The 15981-nt window shown below is 67.9% G+C and carries 14 protein-coding genes; 8 read left to right on the forward strand and 6 right to left on the reverse strand.

Features of this window, described 5'->3' with window-relative positions; genetic code table 11:
- Window positions 1-142: 142 nt before the first annotated feature.
- The 7 genes from ASG17_RS13000 (at window position 143) to ASG17_RS13030 (ending at window position 6910) form a co-directional block, all read left to right on the forward strand.
- Window positions 143-697: a gluconate 2-dehydrogenase subunit 3 family protein gene (locus ASG17_RS13000; RefSeq protein WP_056104625.1), complete on the forward strand. Its 555-nt coding sequence runs from the start codon at window positions 143-145 to the stop codon at window positions 695-697.
- 10 nt (window positions 698-707) lie between these two features.
- Window positions 708-2390, forward strand: coding sequence for a GMC oxidoreductase (locus ASG17_RS13005; RefSeq protein ID WP_056104630.1), 1683 nt, complete (start codon window positions 708-710; stop codon window positions 2388-2390).
- Window positions 2390-2848, forward strand: a complete 459-nt coding sequence (locus ASG17_RS13010; RefSeq protein ID WP_200935088.1) for a pseudoazurin — start codon at window positions 2390-2392, stop codon at window positions 2846-2848. Before ASG17_RS13005 ends, ASG17_RS13010 begins: the two co-directional genes overlap by 1 nt.
- Before the next feature lie 106 nt (window positions 2849-2954).
- Window positions 2955-4052, forward strand: coding sequence for a PotD/PotF family extracellular solute-binding protein (locus tag ASG17_RS13015; protein WP_056105060.1), 1098 nt, complete (start codon window positions 2955-2957; stop codon window positions 4050-4052).
- A gap of 13 nt (window positions 4053-4065) precedes the next feature.
- Complete coding sequence (locus ASG17_RS13020) at window positions 4066-4941, forward strand: ABC transporter permease (protein ID WP_056104633.1); 876 nt, start codon at window positions 4066-4068, stop codon at window positions 4939-4941.
- Window positions 4941-5771: an ABC transporter permease gene (locus tag ASG17_RS13025; RefSeq protein ID WP_056104636.1), complete on the forward strand. Its 831-nt coding sequence runs from the start codon at window positions 4941-4943 to the stop codon at window positions 5769-5771. The genes ASG17_RS13020 and ASG17_RS13025 overlap by 1 nt, the downstream gene beginning before the upstream one ends.
- Window positions 5771-6910: an ABC transporter ATP-binding protein gene (locus ASG17_RS13030; RefSeq protein WP_056104639.1), complete on the forward strand. Its 1140-nt coding sequence runs from the start codon at window positions 5771-5773 to the stop codon at window positions 6908-6910. The genes ASG17_RS13025 and ASG17_RS13030 overlap by 1 nt, the downstream gene beginning before the upstream one ends.
- Before the next feature lie 36 nt (window positions 6911-6946).
- Here the strand turns inward: ASG17_RS13030 and ASG17_RS13035 are convergent, their stop codons facing one another.
- The 3 genes from ASG17_RS13035 to ASG17_RS13045 form a co-directional block, all read right to left on the reverse strand.
- Window positions 6947-7237 (reverse strand): YciI family protein, encoded by a 291-nt coding sequence (locus ASG17_RS13035; RefSeq protein WP_056104641.1) that lies wholly within the window; start codon window positions 7235-7237, stop codon window positions 6947-6949.
- 65 nt (window positions 7238-7302) lie between these two features.
- Window positions 7303-7632 (reverse strand): hypothetical protein, encoded by a 330-nt coding sequence (locus ASG17_RS13040; protein WP_056104644.1) that lies wholly within the window; start codon window positions 7630-7632, stop codon window positions 7303-7305.
- A 120-nt stretch (window positions 7633-7752) separates the two neighbouring features.
- A complete protein-coding gene (locus ASG17_RS13045; protein WP_056104646.1) occupies window positions 7753-8427 on the reverse strand; it encodes a DUF6445 family protein in 675 nt (224 codons plus the stop codon).
- Between the two features lie 42 nt (window positions 8428-8469).
- Between ASG17_RS13045 and ASG17_RS13050 the strand changes: the two genes are divergently transcribed.
- Window positions 8470-9465 (forward strand): cupin-like domain-containing protein, encoded by a 996-nt coding sequence (locus ASG17_RS13050; protein WP_056104649.1) that lies wholly within the window; start codon window positions 8470-8472, stop codon window positions 9463-9465.
- On the opposite strand, the gene ASG17_RS13055 is transcribed toward ASG17_RS13050, so the two are convergent.
- The 3 genes from ASG17_RS13055 to ASG17_RS13065 all read right to left on the reverse strand — a co-directional run bounded on the left by ASG17_RS13055 (window position 9462) and on the right by ASG17_RS13065 (window position 15889).
- Window positions 9462-10970 (reverse strand): tryptophan halogenase family protein, encoded by a 1509-nt coding sequence (locus ASG17_RS13055; RefSeq protein ID WP_056104651.1) that lies wholly within the window; start codon window positions 10968-10970, stop codon window positions 9462-9464. The genes ASG17_RS13050 and ASG17_RS13055 overlap by 4 nt on opposite strands.
- 10 nt (window positions 10971-10980) lie before the next feature.
- Window positions 10981-12936 carry a glycoside hydrolase family 3 protein gene (locus ASG17_RS13060; RefSeq protein WP_056104654.1) on the reverse strand — a complete coding sequence of 652 codons (1956 nt, stop codon included), beginning with the start codon at window positions 12934-12936 and terminating at the stop codon, window positions 10981-10983.
- Between the two features lie 112 nt (window positions 12937-13048).
- Window positions 13049-15889, reverse strand: coding sequence for a TonB-dependent receptor (locus tag ASG17_RS13065; RefSeq protein WP_056104658.1), 2841 nt, complete (start codon window positions 15887-15889; stop codon window positions 13049-13051).
- Window positions 15890-15981 lie beyond the last annotated feature (92 nt).

Here is a 15981-nt window from a genome sequence, read left to right on the forward strand (position 1 = left end):
GGCCCGTCTTCGCGGGCGGGCCTGGGCCGGTTTCATCATCAACGTTCACATGACGTGGCGGCAACGCTGGACAGGGCGCCGCCGATTGCGCACAGTTCGGCCAGATAGAGGCGCCTAAGCGCCCGTTCACCTGGGGGAGACGATGGCGCACGATACTGGAGCTTTCGATCGCCGCGACCTGATGCGGGGCCTGATGGCCCTGGTCGGCGCGGGCGCGCTCGGCGTGCCGAGCCTCAGCTTCGCCGAGGCCGTGGCGGGCGACGGCTACTTCACACCCGCCCGCCGCGCGGTGCTGGAACAGCTCAGCGGCGCCATTATCCCGCAGACGGACACGCCCGGCGCCCGGGAAGCCGGCGTGCCACAGTACATCGACGCCCTGATCGCCAACTGGGCCGCCGCCGACACCCGCGCCATGTTCGACGGGGCGCTGGACGCCGTCGACGCCTGGTCGCGCGCCAAGGCCGGCAAGGGTCTGGCCGACCTGTCGCCCGCCGACCTGGACACCGTGGTCGCCGCCTATGACGCCGAGGCCTTCAGCCGGGGCGACTGGCCCTATCGGCGCCTGAAGGACCTGATCGTCACCACCTATTACACCACCGAAGCCGGGGCGACGCAGGAGCTGCGGTACGAGCTGGCGCCCGGCGTCTGGGAGGCTTCGATTCCGGCCGACGCCTCCACCCGCTGCTGGGCCGTCTGAGGAGCACGCCATGTTTGACGCAATCGTGGTGGGCTCGGGGATGAGCGGCGGCTGGGCAGCCAAGGAGCTGTGCGAGAAGGGCCTGAAGGTCCTGGTCCTGGAGCGCGGCAAGAACGTAGAGCACCAGACCGACTACACCGACGACAAGGCCCCGTGGCAGGTCGAGAACTTCGGCATGGTTCCGGAGGACGAGGTCGAGGCCGACTACAAGATCCAGAGCGCCTGCTACGCCTTCTCGACCGCCAACAAGAGCTGGTGGGTCAAGGACAGCGAGCACCCTTACACCTTCCCGGAGGACAAGCCTTTCTGGTGGATCCGCGGCTACCACCTGGGCGGCCGCTCGCTGATGTGGGGCCGCCAATCGTACCGGATGAGCGCGATGGACTTCGAGTCCAACGCCAGGGACGGCCACGGCGTCGACTGGCCCATCCGCTATGAGGACATGACGAGGTTCTACGACCACGTCGAAACCTTCGCCGGCATCTCGGGCAACAACGACGGCGTCGATCAGCTGCCGGACGGCAAATTCCTGCCGCCGATGGACATGACGCCGGTCGAGCTGGAGTTCCAGCGCAAGCTGGCCGCCGCCTATCCGACGCGCCGCATGATCATCGGCCGCTGCGCCCACCTGACGGCGCCGACGGCCGAGCATGAGGAACTGGGCCGCATGGCCTGCCAGTACCGCAGCCTGTGCGAACGCGGCTGTTCCTACGGCGCCTATTTCTCCAGCCTCAGCGCCACCCTGCCGGCGGCCGAGCGGACCGGCAACCTGACCATCGTCACCGACGCCATCGTGGACAGCATCGTCCACGACCCGGCGACCGGCAAGGCGACCGGCGTGCGCGTCGTCGACTACAACACCAAGGTCGGCCGCACCTACGAGGCCAAGGTGATCTTCCTGTGCGCCTCCACCATCGGCAGCGCGGCGATCATGCTGAACTCGACGTCGGAGGCGAACCCCAACGGCATCGCCAACCGGTCGGACGCCGTGGGCCGCTATCTGGTCGACCACATCAGCGGCATGGGCGCCTCGGGCGGCTATCCGGGCTTCGAGGAATTCTACCACCACGGCCGCCGGCCCAACGGCTTTTACATTCCGCGCTATCGCAATGTGACCGAGCCGGGCGACGGCTATCTGCGCGGCTTCGGCTTCCAGGGCGGCGCCATGCGCGGCAACTGGCGGCGCGGCGTCGGGCGGCCGGGCACGGGCGAGGCCTACAAGGCCAGCATGCGCGCGCCGGGCGGCTGGGGCCTGGGCCTCGGCGGCTTCGGCGAAATGCTGCCGCGCGCCGACAATCGCGTGACCCTGAACAAGGAGACCGACCGCTGGGGCGTGCCGATCCCGCACATCGAATGCTCGCTGGGCGACAACGATCGCAAGATGATCACCCAGGCCAACGCCGATGCGAAGGAGATGCTGGAGATGGCCGGCTGCACTAACGTCACCGTGCGCGAACACTCCGGCGGCCTGGGTCTCGGCATCCACGAGATGGGCACGGTCCGCATGGGCCGCGACCCGAACACCTCGGTCCTGAACGGCTACAACCAGGCGCACGACGTGCCGAACCTGTTCGTCACCGACGGCTCGTGCATGAGTTCGTCGGGCTGCCAGAACCCCTCCCTGACCTACATGGCCATGTCGGCCCGCGGCGCCCACTACGCCGCCGAGTTCCTGAAAGAAGGCGTGATCTGATGATGTCGATGACCCGGCGCGCCGTGGCCGCCCTGATGGCCGGCGGCGGCGCGGCCCTCGTGGCCGGACAGGCCTCGGCCGCCAGCCATCAGGTGCGGATGCTGAACACCGGCGCGAACGGCGCGAGCATGGTGTTCGACCCGCCGTTCCTGCGGATGCGCGCCGGCGACACGGTCAAGTTCATCGCCACCGACCGGGGCCACAACGCCGCCTCCATCACCGGCATGACGCCCGACGGCGCCACGCCCTTCAATGGCCGCATCAACCAGGAGATCGAGGTGACGCTGACCGTCCCCGGCCTCTACGGCTACAAGTGCACGCCCCACACCGGCATGGGCATGGTCGGCCTGATCCAGGTCGGTGCCGCCGGCAACCGCGCGGCCGCCACCACCGCCTCTGCCCGTATTCCGGGTCTCGGCAAGACGGTCATGGCCGATCTGCTGACGCGAGTGCGCTAGGCCCGGGGTCGAACCCGACGTTCGCCACCGCAATAATTTCCTTCATTTCGCGGACGGCCTGCCCTACCCATTCCGGGAACGGCATATGGCGGCGGAAGGGGATCTGATGGCTATCGGTTCGGGTGGGCTGGGCTTTGGCGGGACGCGGTCGGGGCTGTCGCGGCGCAGCCTGATGGCCGCCATGGGCGTGGCCGGGATCGGTCTGACGCTTGAAGCCTGCGGCAAGGGCGACAGCGCCGAAACGCTGAACTTCTACACCTGGGACACCTACATCGGCGAGCACACGCTGCAGGACTTCCAGCAGGCTAACGGCGTGCGCGTCTCGGCCTCCTACTTCGCCACCAACGACGAGCTGTTCGCCAAGCTGAAGGCCGGCAATCCCGGCTATGACGTCATCGTGCCGTCCAACGAGTTCGTCGAGCGGATGCGCGCCGCCGACATGCTGACGGCGCTGGACCTGTCGAAGATCCCGAACTTCACCAACATCGCGCCCGAGTTCCAGACGTCCGACTGGGACCCCTCGCCGCGCCACTCGGTGCCCTATACCTGGCTGGTCACCGGCATCGGCTATCGCAAGTCCAAGGTGAACGGCGTGCCCGATAGCTGGAAGTGGCTGTACGACAGCGACGCCTACAAGGGCCGCATCGCCCTGTTGTCCGAGGCGGCCGACCTGATCCGTCTGGGCGCCAAATACATGGGCAAGTCGCTGAATGGCCTGACCGCCGCCGACATCGCGGCCGTCGAGCAGATGCTCATCCGCCAGAAGCCCAACATCAAGGCGTTCCACGAAGACAACGGCCAGGACATGCTGTTGTCCGGCGACGTCGACCTGGTGATGGAGTTCAACGGCGACATCGCCCAGATCGCCGCGGAGGATGACGACATCGGCTTCGTCGTGCCCAAGGAAGGCTCGCTGCTGAACGCCGACACCCTGGCCATTCCCAAGGGCGCGCCGCGCGCCGAGCTGGCGCACAAGTTCATCAACTTCCTGCTGGACCCGCAGGCCGGCAAGCACATCAGCGAGACCATCCTCTATCCGACGCCCAACGCGGCGGCTAAGGCGCTGATGCCCGCCAGCTATCGCGACAACCCGATGGTCTTCCCCACCGGCGTGGGCATGGACAAGAGCGAATGGGGCAAGTTCGAGGGGCCTGAGCAGGCGCGCCTGTTCGAGGACGCCATCACCCGCGTCCGCGCCGCCTGAGCCGCCCGACCTGATGCGATCCACGATCGACTGGCGCCGCAATCCGGTCGGCTTCATCGCCCTGCTGGGCCCGCCGCTGGTGTGGTTCCTGGTCTTCTTCGCCGTGCCCATGGCGGTGGTGCTGGGCTACAGCTTCGGGACCAACAGCGGCCTGACCGAGATCGAGATCTCGGGCACCTTCGCCAACTACGCGCGCGCGCTGGAGCCGCTGTATCTGGGCATCCTGGGCAAGTCGCTGCTGTTCTCGGCCCTGGCCACCCTGATCTGCCTGCTGGTCGGGTTTCCGGTCGCACTGGCCATCGCCTTCGCGCCCCCGAACCTGAAGACCTGGCTGCTGATCGGGGTGATGCTGCCGTTCTGGACCAACCTTCTGATCCGCACCTACGCCCTGATCGCCATCCTGCGCGACGAAGGGGTGATCAACGGGGTGCTGAGTTTCCTGCTGGGCTGGGCCGGGTTCGAGCCGCTGCGGCTGATGAACACCAACACCGCCGTCGTCATCGGCCTGGTCTACGTCCACCTGCCCTTCATGGTCCTGCCGCTCTACGCCGCTCTGGACCGGCTTGACCGGTCGTTGATCGAGGCGGCGCTGGACCTGGGCGCCAGTCATCTGCGCGCCGTGATGACCGTGGTGGTGCCGCTGGCGGGCGCGGGCATCGCATCCGGCCTGCTGCTGACCTTCATTCCCGTGCTGGGCAGCTATCTGGCGCCGGACCTGCTGGGCGGCCCCGACAGCCTGATGATCGCCAACGTCATCGAGCGCCAGTTCAAGCGCGCCAACGACTGGCCCTTCGGCGCGGCTCTGGCCTTCCTGCTGATGTACATGACCTTCGCCGGCATCCTGATGCAGGCGCTGTGGAAGGGCCGCCGTCCGGCGGACGCCGACTGATGGCGCGCAGCGAACCCGCATTGCTGGACTACAGCCGCCGCTGGCCGCTGCGGCTGACGCTGTGGGCGACCTTCGTGTTTCTCTACGCCCCGCTGGTCGTGCTGGTGGTCTTCTCGTTCAACGACAGCCGCCGCATCACCAAATGGGTCGGCTTCACACTGGACTGGTACGACAAGGCCTTCGCGGACCGCGAGCTGATCGCGGCGCTGGGCAACTCGCTGGCCATCGCCGGCGTCTCGACCGTCTTCTCGCTGGTGCTTGGGACGCTGGCGGCCATCGCCCTGTGGCGGTTCCGCTTCCCGGGCCGAGCGGCCGTGGACGGCGGCTTCGCCCTGCCGATCGTGGCGCCGGAGATCTGCATGGGCGTCGCCATGCTGATCTTCTTCGCGCGCATCATGCCGTGGCCGTCGGGCACGCCGTGGCCGATCTCTCTGGGGCCCATCATCATCGCCCACGTCGCCTTCAGCTTCCCCTTCGTGGCCGTCATCGTCCGCGCGCGTCTGGCCAGCTTCAACGTCGAGATGGAAGAAGCCGCGCGCGACCTGGGCGCCGGGCCGTGGCGGGCGCTGGCCGATGTGGTCATCCCGCACCTGCGCCCCGCCCTGCTCGCCGGGGCTCTGCTGGCCTTCACCCTGTCGCTGGACGACTTCGTCATCACCTTCTTCACCGCCGGGCCGGACACGGTGACCTTCCCGGTGAAGGTCTATTCGATGATGCGCTTCTCGGTGACGCCCAAGGTCAACGCCATCTCGACGGTGCTGCTGGTGCTGACCGTCGTCCTCACCTTCATCGCCCTGCGCCTTCAGGCGCGGCACAGCCGGGACGCCTGATGGCCGCCATCATCGAGTTTCGCAACGTCACCAAGCGGTTCGGTCCGGTCACCGCCGTCGACGACGTGTCGCTGTCCATCCAGGAGGGCGAGTTCTTCGCCCTGCTGGGCCCGTCAGGCTGCGGCAAGACCACCCTTTTGCGGATGCTGGCCGGCTTCGAGCTGCCGACCTCGGGCCAGATCCTGATCGACGGCCAGGATGTGACGCGCGCCGCGCCGAACCAGCGGCCGGTCAATATGGTCTTCCAGTCCTACGCCGTCTTCCCGCACCTCTCGGTCCAGAAGAACATCGAATACGGCCTGCGCATGGACGGCGTCGCACCGGAGGAGCGCCGCGAACGCGCCACGGCGGCGCTCGAACTGGTCCAGCTGGCCGGCTACGGCGAGCGTATGCCGGACCAGCTGTCAGGCGGCCAACGCCAGCGCGTCGCCCTGGCCCGCGCCATCGTCAAACGGCCCCGCGTGCTTCTGCTGGACGAACCTCTCTCGGCGTTGGACGCCAAGCTGCGCGAGGAGCTGCGCTTCGAGATGTCCGCCCTGCAGGACAAGCTGGGCATCACATTCGTCATGGTCACACACGACCAGGACGAAGCGCTGGCGCTGGCGACCCGCTGCGCCGTCATGAACAAGGGCTCGCTGTTGCAGGTCGCGACGCCGCCGGACCTGTATGAATTCCCCTCCTCGCGCCTGGTCGCCGACTTCATCGGCGGGGTGAACCTGTTCGAGGGCCGCGTCACGAACGAAGCGTCGGACCACGCCGTCATCGCCCTGCCCGAACTGGGTCGCACCGCGTGGCTGGACCACGGCGCCGGCGCCTCGGAAACGGCCGGCATCTGGCTGGCGCTGCGTCCGGAGAAGGTCGAGCTGATGAAGCGCGGCGAGACCGACGTCGAACCTCCCGTCATGGAAGGCACCCCCGCAGGCTACAACACCGCGCGCGGCGTCATCGTCGACATCGCCTATCTGGGCTCGGAGTCCGTCTACGACATTCGGCTCGAGGGCCCCAACGGCGCCGCAGACGGCAAGCGCATCCGCGTCATCCGCCCCAATCTGACCCGCTGGGACCAGGAAGACTTCACCTGGGACGAACCCGTCTGGATCGGTTGGCACGCCGAGGCGGCGCACGTCCTGTTGCAGTAATCCGGTCAGGCTGCGCCGGGCTCACGCGGCGCGCCGTCAGTCGAACTTCAGCAGCCGCAGCGGCGTGATCTCGGTCGTGACCCAGACGCCGGCCTGGGTGTACGGCTCGGCCGCGACGTAGGCTTCGGCGCCCGCGCGGTCCGCGAACTCGCCGATCATCGCAGAGCCGATGGGCACGCCCTCATCGTTCAACAGGGCGCCGACCTCGACCACCTCGCCGGCCGCGCGCCGGGCGTTCAGGCCTTCGATGTGCGCCGGACGCGCCGCGGCGCGGCGCGCTGGAGCGTCGGCGTCCGTGCCGTCACGGCCGATGATCAGGAACTGCATGGGACGCCTTCAATCGCGGGTATCCCGATGCTTTAGCGCCCATGACGCACGCGGTCGACGCCCGATCAGGCCCGCCCGACCACGGCGACCGGCTCGAACTCGATCTCGAAGAAGTCGAACATCAGCGGCGCTTCGCCGATGAAGAGCGACAGCCGGACGTGGGGATCGCGCGCCGAGGTCAGGTCGAGCGCCTGATCGTCGCCATCGGCGTCCTCGCCCATGTCGCCAAACGGCGTCGAGAAGGCGCGCACGCGGATGATCCGATCGCCCCGTCGCTGCAATCGGGCGACAGTGTCTTCCAGAGCCAGCGCGTGCACGACCTCGACCTCGGGGCCCGAGGCCTCGTCATCGAACCGGCTTTGCCGCTCGTAGCGGTCAGGGTTCTGGAACGTCATGGGGCGCGCCCTCCGATCCGGCGACACCGGCGCAACCGCGATCGAAGGTAGGCTAACCCATCTCCTACCAATCTTGTAGATATTAATTCTGCTCGACCGTTTAGTTTCGGCGCCAGCCCCTCATCGCGCGGTCAGGAAGCTGGCGACGGTCAGGCGGCCGACGCGCGGGTCGGGCGACAGCGCCTGCCCGGCCAGACAGGCGCAGTGCAGCAGATTGCCCGGATAGATCAGCGCACGATTGAAGGCGGGGCGGAAGGCGGCCGTCTGTTCGAACAGAACCGTGTCGCCGTCGATGTAATCTGCGGGCGGCTCGCAGTGGGCCGCGAAGTCGGCCTTGAGCGCGTCGAGATAGGCCCGGTGCCGATCCGGCGTGATGCGCTCGAACCCCGTGGACCGATGGCGATAGAAGGCGGTCCCGCCCAGGTCCGCGCGTGACAGATAGTGGACGATGGCCAGCTTTCCCGCCTCGGTGTCATCGACATGCGGAATACGCTGGGCCAGCGACAGGTCGCCCGGCGATGCGGTGCTGATGGAATACAGGGCGCGGTCGCAGGCGACGCGATCGGCGGCGCCGAAGACCTGTTTCGCGACGGCGGCGATGACGCCGTTCAGCCCCTTGAAGTAAGCCGCCCCGACCGGCGCGCGCGGGCCGGGATAGAAGGCGCCCAGCGGCTGGTAGGTCAGGCGGACGGCCTCTTCGACCAGGGCGTCCGGGTCCGGCGAGAAATCGTCGATCACGACCACCGGCACAGCCTCGGCCCCGACCGTTTCGACGCGGATCCGCTGCTGGTTCATCGCGTCCTCGACCCGGCCTCCGCCTTGGCCCACTGTAGCCGGATGACGCCCATCCGGGAAATCGATCGCGTCTCGCCCGATATCTTCGCGGACGTTCGCCGGGCCGCCGAACCGGTGGTGATGCGCGGTCTGGTCAGCGACTGGCCGCTGGTCCAGGCGGCGCGCGAGGGGCAGGCCACAGCCTATCTAGCCGGACTGGCGAACGGCGAGCCCGTCCCCTTCATGCGTGCGGCTGCGGAGGTCGAGGGACGGCTCCATTACGCCGCCGGTGTCGAAGGCCGGAACTTCGAGCGGCAACAGGGAACAGTGGCCGAGTTCCTGTCGCTGCTGGAGGCCGAGGCGGCCAAGACGCGACCCGACGTCCTGGCCTTGCAGGGGATGCCGGCGTCGCAGCGCCTGCCCGAGTTCGCGGCGTCTCATCCCATGCCGCTGCTGCCAGAGGCCGTGCCGCCGCGTCTGTGGGTCGGCAACGCGGCCAAGGTGGCGATCCACCACGACCCGACCGAGAACATCGCCTGCGTGGCGGCCGGCCGACGCCGCTTCACCCTGTTCGCGCCCGAGCAGGTGAGCAACCTCTACATGGGGCCGTTTCATCAGACGCCCGCGGGGGTGCAGGTCGCCCTGCCCCATCTGACGGACCCGGATCTGGATCGCTATCCGCGCTTCGCCATGGCGCTGGCGGCCGCGATGACGGCGGAGCTTGAGCCCGGCGACGCGCTCTACATCCCCTATCAGTGGTACCACCACGTCGAGGCGCTGGATCCGGTCAATGTGCTGGTGAACTACTGGTGGGACCCGGCGCCGGGGGGCTTCGGCTCGCCGTGGGACGCCATGATGCACGCGATGATGAGCGTGCGGTCCCTGCCCGCCGACCAGCGCCGCGCCTGGCGGGCCATGTTCGACCACTACGTCTTCGAGACCGACGGCGATCCGGGCGAGCACCTGCCCGAGACCGGGCGCGGCGCCCTGGCCCGGCCCACGCCCCAGACGGCGGCCCAGATGCGCCGGTCGCTTCTGAAAAAACTGTCCGAGGGCTAGTTCGGCGGCCCGGCCGGACAGACCTTCTGAACATAGGCGGCGTGGTCGGGCATCCGGTCCACGCATTTGCGGATCACGCCGGTGATATTGCCCAGGAAGGCGTCGACCTCCGCGTCCGGGCGCAGGCCGACCATCGGATCATAGCCACGCGGGACCATGCCCTGGCCCAGGAAGACCTGGATCCAGCTTTCCTCGGCGAACAGCTCCTCGTCCTCGCGGAAGATGCGGCCGTTGGCCATCCACAGGTCCATCTTGCGCTGCAGCGTCTCGGGGACCTCCATGTCGCGGCAGTAGCGCCAGAACGCCGTGTCGTCCCGCCGCGTCGCCTTGTAGTGCAGGATGATGAAGTCGCGGATCCGCTCGTATTCGAAATCGGTCTGCCGATTGAACTCGGCGGTCGTCGCCTCATCGAAACCGGCGTCGGGCAAGAGGCGGATCAGGCGGATCAGGATCGATTGGACCAGGTGGATCGAGGTCGATTCCAGCGGCTCCAGGAAGCCGGAGGCCAGACCCAGGGCGACGCAATTCCTGTTCCACACCTTCTTGCGCTTGCCGGTCACGAAGCGGATGCGGTTGGGCTCGGCCAGCGGCGGCCCGTCCAGATTCTCGACCAGAATCCGCTCGGCCTCGGCGTCGTCCATATACTGGCTGGAATAGACGTGGCCGTTGCCTGTGCGGTGCTGCAACGGAATGCGCCATTGCCAGCCGGCGGGCCGGGCGGTGGCGCGGGTGTAAGGCGTCATCGGCTCCACGCGCGGGCACGGCAGCGCGATGGCCCGGTCGCACGGCAGCCAGCGGCTCCAGTCCTCATAGCCGGTCTTCAGCGCCTGTTCGGTGATCAGCCCGCGGAAGCCAGAGCAGTCGATGAACAGGTCCGCCTCGACGACCTGTCCGCTCTCCAACGTCACCGAGCGCACGAAGCCGTCCTCGGGGTCCAGCGCCACACCCTCGACCTTGCCTTCCAGGCGCGTGACGCCCGCTGCCTCGGCGCGGCCGCGCAGATAGCGCACGTAGAGCGCCGCATCGAAGTGGAAGGCGTGGCCGATATGGCCCAGCGGCGACTCCGCCATCTTCGGCTCGGCGCGCATGAAGCGGTTCTCCAGCGCCGCCGCCGTGTTGATGGACATGTCGGCGAAGTCCGGCGCCGCGCCCCGCTGGTTGGCCTGAAGCCAGTAGTGGTGCGCTCGCAGCCAGCCCAGGTCGCGGCCGATGACGCCGAAGCCGTGGATATAGCTGTCGCCCAGCCGGTCCCAGTCATTGAACTGGATGCCCAGTTTGAACGTGCCTTGGGTGCGCTGCATGAATTCGTTCTCGTCGAGATCGAGCAGCTCGTTGTACTTCTTGATCGCGGGGATCGTGGCCTCGCCGACGCCGATGATGCCGATGGCGTCGGACTCGATCAGGGTGATCTCGTAGAGGCCCCTGAACAGCTTCGACAGCAATGCGGCCGCCATCCAGCCGGCGGAACCGCCGCCGACGATCAGGATGCGCTTCAGCGGCCGCATGGAGTCTCCCTTATCCCACCGGGCAAGTCATCGGCGTCGCCGGCGTCGGCAGGGCGCCGACCGAGCGGGCCTGAGCGTAGCCCAGACCATAGCCGCGCGCGAACTGGACCACGCCGTCCTCGCCGGTCGAGCAGGCCGAACCCGGCCAGGCGAAGGACAGTCGGCCGGTGAAGTCGTAGCGACCGCCCAGCATGACGTCGGCCAGTCCGCTGGCCTCCGTGCCCGGCAGGAAGGCGGCCACGAAGGCGTCCGACAGGTTCATCAGGTCGTTGGTGTAGGCCGGGCGCCCCGAATAGAAGACGGTCACCACCGGCGCCCCCTTGCCCGCGACGGCCTGCAGCGCGGCCAGATCGGCGGGGTGCAGCGTGCTGTGCTGCAGCGGGGCGGGGAAGCGAACGTCGCCGTTGTATTCGGCGTAGGGCGTCTCGCCCAGCACGGCCACGACGGCCGAGAACTGGGACGGATCCACGCCGCGGCCGTCGACCGAATAGGTGACGTTCGCCTCGCCCAACTGCTCGCGCAGCGCCGCCAGCAGGGTCTGGCCCGTGGCGAAGTCGGCGTTGACGTTCTCGGTCCCCTGCCAGGTCAGCGACCAGCCGCCGGTCTGGTTGGACAGGCTGTCGGCGCTCGAGCCCACCACCAGCACGCGCTGACCGGCGCGCAGCGGCAGGGCGGCGTTGTCATTCTTCAACAGGACCACCGACTTGCGCACCGCTTCGCGAGCCAGGGCGCGCACGTCCAGCGCCGAGGCCTGGCCGTTGATGCGGCTCTCGGCCGGCTGATGCTGGAACAGGCCCGAGCGCATCTTCACGCGTAGGATGCGGGTGACGGCGTCGTCGATGCGGCTTTCGGCGATGCGGCCCGCGCGCACGTCGGCCACGGTGTTGGCGATAAAGGCCTTCCAGTCCTCGGGCACCATGACCACGTCGATGCCGGCGTTGATCGCCTGCGGGCAGTGATCCTTGGTGCAGCCCGGCACCTGTTCGATGCCGTTCCAGTCCGACACCACCAGCCCGTCGAAGCCGAGACGGCCCTTCAGTACGTCGGTCAGCAGCTCACGGCTGCCGTGCATCTTGCCGTAGTCGCGGCCCGCCGCGACGTCGTTCCAGCTGTTGTACGAGGCCATCACCGTCTGCACGCCGGCGTCCAGCGCGGCGTAGTAGCCGGCGCCGTGGACGGCGATCATGTGGGCGCGCGTGGCCCGGTTCTCACCCTGGTCCACGCCGTTGAAGGTGCCGCCGTCGCCGAGGAAATGCTTGGCCGTGGCGACCACGTCGCCGTCGCCGGTCAGCCGCCCCTGCAGCCCCCGCACCAGGGCGGCGCCATAGCGGCCGACCAGGGCCGGATCGCTGGAATAGCTCTCATAGCTGCGGCCCCAGCGACGGTTCTCGCCGACCGCCACCGTCGGGGCGAAGACCCAGGTGATGCCGGTGGCGCGCACCTGCTGCGCCGTCGCGCGGCCGATCCGCTCGACCAGCGCCGGGTCGTTGGCGGCGCCCAGGCCGATGTTGTGCGGGAAGAGGGTCGCGCCCGAGACGTTGCTGTGCCCGTGCACCGCGTCCGTGCCCCAGATCAGCGGGATCTTCACCGCCATGTCGCTGCGCATCGCCGCCGCGTGATAGGCGGCCGACTGGTTCGCCCAGTCCTGCACGGTCGAGCGCTTGTTGTTGTTCGGCCAGGCGCCGCCGCCGTTCAGGACCGAGCCGATGTAGTACTGGGCCACTTCGTCCAGCGTGATCCAGCGGATGTCCGGCTGGGTGATCTGGCCGATCTTCTGTTCCAGCGTCATGCCGGCGACGATGTTGGCGATGCGCGTCTCCATCGCCTGATCGACCGGCGTGGGCGAGCGGTGCGCCGGCCAGTCGGAGGGATCGAGGCCGGCCTGCTGTACCGGCGCCATCGGCCCGGCCGCACACGCCGCGACCAGCGACAGGGCGGCGAGGGAGGCGAACTTCTTCCAGGACATGGCGGTCTCCAAAATCAGGCGAACAGGACTTCAGGCGAACGAAAAGAAAAAGGCGGGAGGCCTCGGGGGTCCTCCCGCCTTCTCGAACTGACCGTCTCGAGGGGCGGGCCGATCAGAAGCGATAGTTGATGCCGAACAGGAACTGCCGGCCGTATTCCTCGTAGGTCTCCGGCAGGTATCCGCCGTCGGCGGTCGTGGTGCCGCCGCCATCGATGCCCAGACGGGTGCGATAGGGCGAGTTGGTCAGGTTGTTCACCTGGAACAACACGCCCAGGCCTTCCATCGGACCGCTCTCGAAGGTGTAGCCGATCTGGGCGTCGATCTGCTCGTCGTCGAGGATTTCGGTCGATCCGCGCGTGGCGAACAGCTGGACCACTTCACCCTTGAAGGCCTCGCGGAAACGCTTGGAGACCCGGGCCTGGAAGCCGCCGCGCTCGTAATAGACGGTCGCGTTGTAGACCATGCCCGACAGCCCCGGAATTCGGACAGGCGCGTTCGGATCGGTGCCCGGGTTCAGGTCGGACTCGGTGAAGGAGACGCTGCCCAGAGCGCCGAAGCCTTCCAGCGGCACCCACAGGTTTCCGAAGTCGATCGCGCCGCTGATTTCCACGCCCTGGACGCTGCCGCCCTTGCCGTTGGCCGGCAGGCTGATGGAGCCGATCGGGCTGATGATCACGCCGTCCGGGATCTGCGAAGCCGTCGCCGGCAGCGGGATACCCGAGAAGTCGAACGTCTGCGTCTGGGTGTAGATGTAGGTGTCCAGCGACTTGTAGAAGCCGGCGATCGACAGATAGCTCGTGGCGTCGAAGTACCATTCGTACGCCAGGTCGAAGGCGTTGGCGCGCCACGGCTCCAGCTTGGCGTTGCCGCCGGACGCCGACCACGGATTCACGGTCTGGCCCGGCTGGCAGGGCTGGCCGGTACAGACCAGCGAGTTGAAGCCCGGCGTCACGTTGGCGCGCATCTCGTCCATGCGGGGGCGCGCCATGGTGCGGGACGCGGCGAAGCGCACCCGGTGCCCGCTGCCCAGATCGTAGATCAGGTTTAGGCTGGGCAGGGCATCCAGATAATCCGCACCGTCGGTGATGGCCGTCGGGACGACCGCTCCGCCGTTGGTGCCGTTGATGATGACGCCGCTGGATTCCTGGTGCTGGTCGACCAGTTGCATGCCGACGTTGCCGCGCCAGTTCCCACCTTCGAAGTCCAGTTTCACGAAGGCGGTCGTGACCACCTCGTTGATGTCCCAGTTCTTGTCGTAATAGTTGGCGTCCAGGATGGGCGCGCGGTCGTAGTAGACGTCCAGAGCGCTGGCGATATCGACCGACAGCACGTCGCCGAAGCCGGCGAAGTCCAGCGACGTCGGCGTCACCAGGTACTGCGGATCGACCAGCACCTGGGCGCGGCCGTTCTTCAGGAACAGGTCGAAGTCGTCGACGCGCTTGGTCTTGTTCCGCTCGGTGCGGTTCACGCCGTAGGTGATGGTGTGGAAGAAGCCTTCCATCGCCGTCTCGCCCTTCAGATCGACCGCGAAGATGTCTTCCTGCACGTCGGGGAAGCGGATGGCGCCGTCGTGGCCCCAGCCACCCCAGGGCGCCCGGTCGCCCAGCGACACCTGGTCGGCGTCGGCGTAGTTCAGACCCTCGTCATAGGTCGGGAAGCCGTCGTCGTTCACTTCGAAGTTGATGGTGTCGAAGGTGCGCCCGCCATTGGCCGCCGCGCCGCCCGTACCGTAGCCGGCGTAGGTCTCCAGGATCGTCTCGCGACGACGGTTGGTCGAATAGGACAGGTCCGCCGTCAGCGTGGTGCTTTCGCTCAGCTCGTAGGACGTGTTCAGGCCGGCCGAAAAGATCTCGTCTTCGCGGGTGTTGTGATCGTTGCGGAGGATCGGCACCGCATTGTTCATCGTCCCGCTGCGCGCAAACAGCGAGCCGCCGCGATCCTCGGTCTCGACGTTGGTGAAGGTCGCGCCGTCGGCCCAGCCGTTCGAGAACCACTGCGCGCCGCGCGTCGTCTCTTCCTGATCGAACTTGGAGTAATAGACATCCAGCACCGAGTGCAGGCGGTCGTTCGGCTGCCACTCCAGAATGCCGATGATGGCGTCGCGCTGGTTCAGCCGCGAGGTGGCGAACACTTCCTGACCGTTCAGGAACAAGGCGCCTGCCGCGTCGGCCGGGGCCGCGAAGTCGAAGCTCTCATAGCCGTACGCCTTGTAGTGGCGGTTGGCCGACGGCGAATCCAGGTGGGCGTAACCGATGGCCAGGCCGACCGTGTCGTCCAGGAACTGGTCGATGTAGCTGAACGAGAAGCGGCCGCCGTAGCTGCGCATGTCGTCGTTCAGATCGCCGTCCTGGACGACCTCGCCGCGCAGGTTCACGGCCATGGCGCGCTCGCCGAACTCCAGCGGGCGCACGGTGCGCAGATCGGCCGTGCCCGAAAGGCCCATGCCCGAAACCTCGGCGTCCGGGGTCTTGTAGATGACCACGCCGCTCAGCAGTTCCGACGGATACTGGTCGAACTCGACCGCGCGGTTGTCGCCCGACGACGCCTGCTGGCGGCCGTTCAGAAGGGTGGTGGTGAAGTCCGGGGCCAGGCCGCGGATCGAGATGACCTGGGCGCGGCCATTGACGCGCTGGGCCGCCAGACCCGGCAGGCGGGCGATCGATTCGGCGATCGACACGTCCGGCAGCTTGCCGATGTCCTCGGCCGAAACCGCTTCGACGATCGAGGTCTCGTTGCGCTTGGTGTTGATGGAGTTGGCCAGGCCGCGACGCAGGCCGGTCACGACGACCTCGTCCAGCTGGTCGGCCTGTTCGTCCTGATCGCTGGCCACGGGCTCCTGCGCGGCGGCCAGGCCCGGCGCGGCGAGAGCCAGCGCGAGCACCGAGGCTGACAGCCAGAGCTTCGGATTCCTGTGGTTCGGCGCCTTGGTCGCACCCGTGCTCATGCTGCGCATGTCTTCCCCTTCCGCGTTTCCCAGTGGCGCGAGCTCTTCGTCCCGCGTCCAGATTCGCGCTTCCTCGCCGAGGCGTTTGAAGCGCTTCCAAT

It is taken from the genome of Brevundimonas sp. Leaf363, assembly GCF_001424025.1.
Taxonomy (GTDB): Bacteria; Pseudomonadota; Alphaproteobacteria; order Caulobacterales; family Caulobacteraceae; genus Brevundimonas.